A 7349-nucleotide genomic window follows, 5' to 3' on the forward strand; every position below is an offset into this window, starting at 1 on the left:
AGCGGCGCAGCTCGGCCGCCAGCGCGTCGGGGTCCTCCGGGCGCACCAGAACGCCGCCGCCGCCGAGCGCCTCGCGGACCCCGCCGACGTCGCTGGCGACGACCGGCAGTCCGCGCGCGAGTGCCTCGGTGACCACCATCCCGTAGGTCTCGGCCCGTGAGGCGAGCACGAGCAGGTCGGCCTCGGCGTACGTCACGTCGAGCTCGGCCCGCGTCTGCGGTCCGACGAGGTCGACGCGGCCGCCGAGACGCCGGGCGAGCTCCGGCTCCACGCCGAGCGACCCGACGCCCCGACAGGTCCAGGCCAGGTCGCCGAGCCGGTCGAGCGCGGCCGCGAGCACGTCGTAGCCCTTCAGCGCGGTCACGGCCCCGACACAGAGCAGGGCGGCCCCCGCCGGGGTGCCCGTGGCCAGGGGCGCCGGGTCCGTGCCGGGTTCGGCCACGAGCACCCGGTCGGGCGCGAGTGCATAGCGATCGACCAGCCAGGCCCGGGTCCAGCCGCTGGTGGTGATCACGCCGGCCGCGGCGCGCAGCCCGTCACCCTCCCACGGCGCCGCCGCGCCGAGGGGCATGTGCACCAGCACCACCAGTCGCAGCCGGCTCGCCTCGGCGACCAGGTCCGGACTCGACAGCAGGCCGTCGACCAGGGTGAGCGCCCCGTCGGGGACGGTGGCGGTCGTGGTGTGCTCGACCATCCCCAGCCCGTCGGCGACCCGCCGGTCGTAGACGTTGCCGCCGCTGGGCCGGGCCGGGTCGTCGATGCCCGCGGGCCGGACCAGGTGGACGCTCACGACCTCACCCCGACCTCACCACGACCTCACCACGACCTCGCATAGCTGGCCGAGGCGAGGTGCGACTCGTGCAGCGTGACCAGCAGGCTCGTCACCGGTCCCAGCGCGGGCGCGCGCTCCGCGAGCCGGTCGGCGACCGTCCGGGCCAGCACCTCGGTCGAGGTGTTGATCCCCGCGAACTCCGGCTCGTCGTCGAGGTTGCGGTAGGTCAGGGCGCCGAGCACGTCGCGGAGCGTCTCGCTCGCGCGGCCGATGTCGAGCAGGATGCCGTCGGGCCCGAGCTCGGGGCCCGAGAACGCCGCGTCGACGACGTACGTCGCCCCGTGCAGGCGCTGCGCGGGACCGAAGACCTCGCCGGTGAAGCTGTGGGCGATCATCATGTGGTCGCGGACGGTCACGGTGTACACGGGGCCTCCCCGGTCCGGTCGGCGGGGTAGCGGATCGTGTGGCACAGGGCGTCGAGGCGGCCGTCGGCCAGACGGGCCATCACCTCGGGCAGCTCCTCGAAGTCGGACTCCCCCGTCAGCAGCTCGTCGAACGCCGGGTCGCGCAGCAGGTCGAGCGCGAGACGCAGCCGGTCGGCGTGGGTGCGGCTGCCGCGCCGGGCGGCCGCGACGGCGCCGACCTGGCTCGCCCGGATGCCCAGGCGCCCCGCGTGGAAGGCCCCGCCGAGGTCGACCTGCACCGGGGCGTCGCCGTACCAGCTGAGGTCGAGGACCGTCCCCTCCGCCGCGAGCAGGTCGAGCGAGCGCTGGAGTCCGGCCCCGGTGGCGCTGCAGTGCACGACCGCGTCGCGTCCCCCGGCCGCCTCGTCCGGGAGCGCGAAGCCGACGCCCAGCGCCGCGGCGACGCGGGCGCGGGCCGGGTCGACGTCGACGAGCGTCACCTCCGTGGCCGGGATCCGGGCCAGCAGCCTGGCCACGCAGCAGCCGACCATGCCGGCGCCGACGACCGCGACCCGGTCGCCGATCAGCGGGCCGAGGTCCCACAGGGCGTTGAGCGCGGTCTCGACGGTGCCCGCGAGCACCGCGCGCCGCGGCGGCACCCCGGCCGGGACCGGCGTCACGGCCGCCGCGGGCACAACGTACGCCGTCTGGTGCGGGTGCAGGCAGAACACGGTGCGGCCGCGCAGGTCGGGCGGCCCCGCGTCGACGCGCCCCACGCTGAGGTAGCCGTACTTCACCGGCCCCGGGAAGTCCCCGGTCTGGTACGGCGCGCGCATCGCGGCCCACTGGCTCTGCGGCACCCGCCCGGCGTGGACGAGCAGCTCGGTGCCGCGGCTGATCCCGGAGTGCAGCGTGCGGACGAGCACCTCCTCCGGGCCCGGCGCCGCGAGCTCGGCGGCGCGCAGCTCGCCGCGGCCCGGCTCACTCACCCAGAAGGCGCGCGCCGTGAACCCCGTCGAGCGCTCGTCCGTACGACTGGTCACATCCCACACACGGAGGCACCGTGCTCCTGGTTCAGCACCCGGCCGACCTGGTCACCGCGGTCCGAGCCGCCCTGGCCGTGACGGTCGCCGCGATCGGCCCGCACGGCCCGGGCCTGGTGCTGGTCGTCGTCGCGCTCGTGCTGGATCTCGTCGACGGCCAGGTGGCCCGCCGGACCGCGACGGCGTCGGCGTTCGGAGCCCGCTTCGACATGGAGACCGACGCGTTCCTGATCGCGGTCCTCAGCGTGTACGTCGCGTCCGCGCACGGCTGGTGGGTCCTGGCGATCGGTGCGGCTCGCTACCTGCTGTGGCTCGGGGAGCGCGTCTGGCGGTGGCTGCGCCGTCCGGTGCCGCCGCGCCGCTGGCGCAAGGTGGTGGCCGCGGTCCAGGGCGTCACGCTGGCGGTCGTCGCCGCCGGCGTCGTCCCGGACGCGGTGGCCGAGGTCGCCCTGGTCGTGGCGCTCGGCCTGCTGGCCGAGTCGTTCGGGCGCGACGTGTGGTGGCTCCGGCGGACGCGCCGCCCGCCGCACGACCAGGTCGCCTATCCCCGCGGCGGCGGCGTGACGCTCGTCTGCGTGGCCGTCGTCTGGAGTGCGGTCGTGCTCCCGCACGGCGCGGCCGGGTTGGTGCGGGTGCCGCTCGAGGCGGCCCTGCTGGTCGCGCTCGCCCTGGTGCTCGGTCCCCGGACGAGGCGGGTCGCGGCGGTGCTCGTCGGCCTCGGGCTGGGGGCGATGCTGGTGCTCGGCATCGCGGACGCGGGCTTCCGCGCCGTCATGGACCGACCGGTCGACCCGCTGAGCGACTGGGTGTACCTGGGCCCCGGGGTCGGCGTGCTCGGTGACTCGGTCGGGCGGCCCGCCGCCCTGGCGACCGCTGTCGCCGCCGGCATCGCGGTCGCCGTCGCGCTCACCGTGCTGCCGCTGGCGACGATCCGCGTCGGCGGTGTGATCGCGGCGCACCGGGCCGGCTCCGCCCGGGCGGCGGCGGCCCTCGGCACGGCGTGGCTGCTCGGCACACTCACCGGTCTCCCCGTCGGCACCACCGGCGCCGCGGGCCTCGCCGTCGACGAGGTGCGCCAGGTGCGCGCGGACCTCGTCGACCGGCACAGGTTCGCGGGCGAGATCGCGGCGGATCCCTATGCCGGGACCCCACCGGGCTCCCTCCTGCAGGCGCTCCGCGGCAAGGACGTGCTCGTCGTGTTCGTCGAGTCCTACGGCCGGGTGGCGGTGCAGGGATCCACGTTCTCCCCCGGCATCGACGCGGTGCTCGACGACGGGACCCGGCGGCTGCGGACGGCCGGCTGGCGGACGCGCAGCGCGTTTCTCACCTCGCCGACGTTCGGCGCGGCGAGCTGGCTCGCGCACTCGACGCTGCAGTCGGGGCTCCGGGTCGACAGCCAGCGCCGCTACGACCAGCTGCTCGACGCCGACCGGCTCACGTTGACCTCCGCGTTCGCAGGGGCCGGCTGGCGCACGGTGTTCGACGTACCCGCCAACACCCGCGACTGGCCCGAGGGCGCCGGCTTCTACGGCTTCGACCAGCTCTACGACTCCCGCGACGTGGGCTACCGCGGACCGGAGTTCGGCTACGCGCCGATGCCCGACCAGTACACGCTGGCGGCGTTCCGCCGGCTCGAGCTCGACCCGGAGCCGCGGCGGCCGGTGATGGCCGAGATCGACCTCGTCTCCAGCCACCACCCCTGGGCCCCCTCCCCCGCGCTCGTGCCGTGGGGCGGGGTCGGTGACGGATCGGTCTTCGACGGCGTACCCACCCAGCCCGACTCCTCCGACGTGCAGGTCCGCTACGGCCGGTCGGTCGAGTACACGATGGGCACGCTGGTGTCGTTCCTGGAGTCCTACCGCGACCCCGACCTGGTCCTCGTCGTGCTCGGCGACCACCAGCCGCACTCGTACGTGACCGGCCCCGACCCGGGCCATGACGTTCCGATCTCGGTGATCGCGCAGGACCCGCGCGTCGCGCGCCGGATCGCCGCCTGGGGCTGGCAGCCGGGCCTGCGCCCTCGTCCCGACGCGACGGTGTGGCCGATGGACGCGTTCCGCGACCGGTTCCTGGAGACGTTCAGTCGGTGAGCCGGCTGAGCCCGCTGAGCCCGCTGAGCCCGCGACACGCCGGCGGGTTTCACCGGCTGACCGGTGAAACCCGCACGACACGCCGAGGGGGCACGGCGTGTCGTGCGGGTTCTGGCTGACAGGTCCGCCCCACGTGGGTCCGGGCGGCCCGGTCAGCCGGTCAGCCGGTCAGCCGGTCAGCCGGTCAGCCGGTCAGCCGGTCAGTCGGTCGGACGGTCAGTCGGTCAGCCGGAGCACCGGGTGGCCGTCGGCCGAGCGCACCAGCACCGAGACGATCTCGTCGGTCGAGGCGGCGGTGGCGCCGCTGACCGTCATCGTGCGGCCGGGCAGGCCCTGCCAGCTGGCGACCCGCTCGGTCCGCCCGTCGGCGGTGCCGACGACCATCTCGTACGTCGGCGGGCCGGCGTGCTGGTAGCCCTCGACCGGCGCTTCGTAGCTGCAGGTCAGGTCGAGGCGGGTGCCCCAGGGGACCGACGTGAGCGAGAGCCATCCCTCGATGCCGGAGCCGCTCGCGACCGGCGTCATCTGCCGGGCCGGGGCGGTGGGTGTCGCCGACGGCGCCCGGCTGTCGTCGTCGTGGGTGATGACGGCGGTGGACACACCGGTCACGACGACGACCGCGGCCGCCGCCGCGAGAGCGGCCGCCCACCGGCGGCGACGCCGGCGCTCACGGCGTACCTCCCGCACCAGCGCGGGAAGGAGCGTGTCGGGCACCTGCTCGTCGGCCGGGGTCGACTCGAGCACGTCGGCGGAGACCTGGGACAGCAGGCCGGGCAGGCCGGCGAGCTGCTGCACCGCCCGGGCGCACACCGGGCAGTCGGCCAGGTGTCGCTCGAACTCCAGGCGCTCCTCGGGCGCGAGCGCGCCCAGCACGTACGCGCCGTCGAGGTGGGTCAGCTCGCAGCTGCCGGGAGACACCGGGGTCATGCGACCACCCCTCCCTCTTCGAGCGCCAACCGCAGCGCCCGCAGCGCGTAGTGGGTGCGCGACTTCACCGTGCCCTCGGGCACGCCCAGACGGCGGGCGGCCTCGGCGACCGACTGGCCGCGGTAGTAGCACTCCAGCAGCACCGCGCGGTGTTCGGCCGAGAGCCGGGTGAGCGCGTCGGCGACCACCCAGGACAGCAGCAGCTGGTCGGTGCGGTCGGACTCGCCGGGACCGTCGGGTACGTCGGCCACGGCGATCTCGCTCTGCGAGCGCTTGGAGCGCCACTCGTCGATGACGATGTTGCGGGCGACCCGGAACAGCCAGGCCCGGACCGACCCGTGCGACTCGTCGAGCGCCGGGAAGTTGCGCCAGGCGCGCAGCAACGTCTCCTGCACCACGTCCTCCGCGCGTGCCCGGTCCCCGCCGGTCAGCCGCAGGCAGTGGCCCCACAACGCCGGGGCGTGCTCGTCGTGCAGCTGCTGCATCAGCGCCTCGGGGCTCCCCGGGTCGCCGCGGCTCTCGGTCGCCATCGCACCTCCCACCCCCTTCACGCAGGGACGCGTCCCACGGTTCAGTGTGCGGGCTGGGCGTGACGTACGTCGCGATCAGGCGGACGCCGCGTCGGCCTCCTGCGCCTCGGTGAGCGCCCGGGTGAGCAGCGCGACGAGCGCCTCGAGCTGGATGTCGACCGAGGACCCGATCTCCTCGTCGGACCCGTCGAGGGCGACCGCGGCCAGTCCGGCCTTGCTGTCGATCAGCTCGGCGACCCGGGTGTCGATCGTCTGGGAGGCGATGATCCGCCAGGCGGTCACCGGCTCCTCCTGGCCGATCCGGTGCACCCGGTCGATCGCCTGGGTCTGCTCGGCATCGGTCCACGAGAGCTCGGCGAGCACGACGTTGGACGCGACCTGGAGGTTGACGCCGACCCCTGCCGCCGTCAGCGAGCAGACGATCACCGCGACCTCGGGGTCGTTGACGAACGCGTCGATGTTGCGCTGGCGGACCGTGGTGGTCTGGTCGCCGCGGATCGAGGCGTAGAGGATGCCGCGCGAGGCGAAGGTCTCCTCCGCGGTGTCCATGACCTCGATGTGCTTGGCGAAGAACACGACCTTGCCGACGCTGCGGGCCAACTGGGCGGCGTAGTCGGCGGCGAGGCCGGCCTTGGCGCGGCCGATGCGGCGCATCATCGAGAAGACGTTCTCGCCCGAGGAGGTGTCCATGTCCTCGCGCTCCCACGTGGCGACCCGGCGGACCAGCTCGTGGTCGATGCCCTCGACCGTGCGGCCCTCCTTGCGGGTGGCCAGCGCCATCTCGTAGCGCTCGACCAGGCGGCGGGCCAGCTCACGCTCCGCGGCCCGGATCGAGCGGCCGGCCTCGTCGTCGAGCTCGACCGGCAGGTCGGCGACCCGCCGGGCGGGGATGTCGGAGGCGACGTCGATCTTGCGGCGGCGCACGATGCCCATCTCGACGACCGCCCGTCGCGCGTTCGGGTAGAAGCCGGGGTCGGCCGGGGTCAGGCCGGTGTCCTCGAGCGCGTCCATCAGGGCCCCGAGCGGCATCTTCTCGTCGATCCACCCGAGGAACTCCCAGATCGCCTGGAAGTCCTCGATGTCGTTGATGAGCGGGGTGCCGGTCAGTGCCATCAGCAGGGGCTGTGCGTAGCGGCTGCGGATCCGGTCGGAGAGCTGCAGCACGTGCTGGGAGCGCTGGGAGGACTTGTTCTTGATGAAGTGCGCCTCGTCGACCACCATGCCGCGGAAGCCGTGCTGGCCCAGCCAGCCGACGTGGCGGTCGAGCACCTCGTAGTTGACCACGACGATGTCGGCGAAGCCGTCGATGGTGTCCCCGTTGCCGTGGATCACGGTGGCCGAGCGCTGGGGTGTCCAGCGGCCGGCCTCGCGGGCCCAGTTGGTCTTGACGACGTTCGGCACGACCACCAGCAGCGGGTAGGCGCCCGCTGCCTCCGCCGCGAGCAGGGCCTGCGCCGTCTTGCCCAGGCCCGGCTCGTCGGCGAGCAGGAACGTGCGGTGCCCGGCGGCGGCAGCGGCCACGACCTGCGCCTGGTGCGGCATCAGCTCGAGGCCACCCGCCGCGTGCAGCGAGGACGGCGCCG

At 74.8% G+C, this 7349-nt stretch carries 7 protein-coding genes; 1 reads left to right on the forward strand and 6 read right to left on the reverse strand.

The window, feature by feature from the left end; translation table 11 throughout:
* The 3 genes from VGD85_RS10920 to VGD85_RS10930 all read right to left on the reverse strand — a co-directional run.
* Positions 1–790 (reverse strand): glycosyltransferase family 4 protein (locus VGD85_RS10920; RefSeq protein ID WP_331063465.1); only part of this gene is annotated, 790 nt, incomplete at its 3' end.
* Between the two features lie 26 nt (positions 791–816).
* Complete coding sequence (locus tag VGD85_RS10925; protein ID WP_331063466.1) at positions 817–1197, reverse strand: 6-carboxytetrahydropterin synthase; 381 nt, start codon at positions 1195–1197, stop codon at positions 817–819.
* A complete protein-coding gene (locus tag VGD85_RS10930; RefSeq protein ID WP_331063467.1) occupies positions 1185–2219 on the reverse strand; it encodes a zinc-binding alcohol dehydrogenase in 1035 nt (344 codons plus the stop codon). Before VGD85_RS10930 ends, VGD85_RS10925 begins: the two co-directional genes overlap by 13 nt.
* Before the next feature lie 20 nt (positions 2220–2239).
* Here VGD85_RS10930 and VGD85_RS10935 point away from each other — a divergent pair, with 20 nt between their 5' ends.
* Entirely contained in the window at positions 2240–4309 is a 2070-nt protein-coding gene (locus tag VGD85_RS10935) for a CDP-alcohol phosphatidyltransferase family protein (RefSeq protein ID WP_331063468.1), read from the forward strand.
* Between the two features lie 216 nt (positions 4310–4525).
* Here VGD85_RS10935 and VGD85_RS10940 read toward each other — a convergent pair whose 3' ends face one another.
* The 3 genes from VGD85_RS10940 to VGD85_RS10950 form a co-directional block, all read right to left on the reverse strand.
* Positions 4526–5236, reverse strand: coding sequence for an anti-sigma factor (locus tag VGD85_RS10940; RefSeq protein ID WP_331063469.1), 711 nt, complete (start codon positions 5234–5236; stop codon positions 4526–4528).
* Entirely contained in the window at positions 5233–5766 is a 534-nt protein-coding gene (locus VGD85_RS10945) for a sigma-70 family RNA polymerase sigma factor (protein WP_331063470.1), read from the reverse strand. The genes VGD85_RS10940 and VGD85_RS10945 overlap by 4 nt, the downstream gene beginning before the upstream one ends.
* 75 nt (positions 5767–5841) lie before the next feature.
* On the reverse strand, positions 5842–7349 hold a 1508-nt coding region (locus VGD85_RS10950; protein WP_331063471.1), incomplete at its 5' end, for a DEAD/DEAH box helicase.

Origin of the sequence: Nocardioides sp. (genome assembly GCF_036401255.1) — a bacterium.
Lineage (GTDB): Bacteria > Actinomycetota > Actinomycetes > Propionibacteriales > Nocardioidaceae > Nocardioides.

Coding starts and splice junctions, on each gene's coding strand:
- VGD85_RS10945 (WP_331063470.1), bottom strand. CDS start 5,766: ATGGCGACCGAGAGCCGCGGCGACCCGGGGAGCCCCGAGGCGCTGATG.
- VGD85_RS10940 (WP_331063469.1), bottom strand. CDS start 5,236: ATGACCCCGGTGTCTCCCGGCAGCTGCGAGCTGACCCACCTCGACGGC.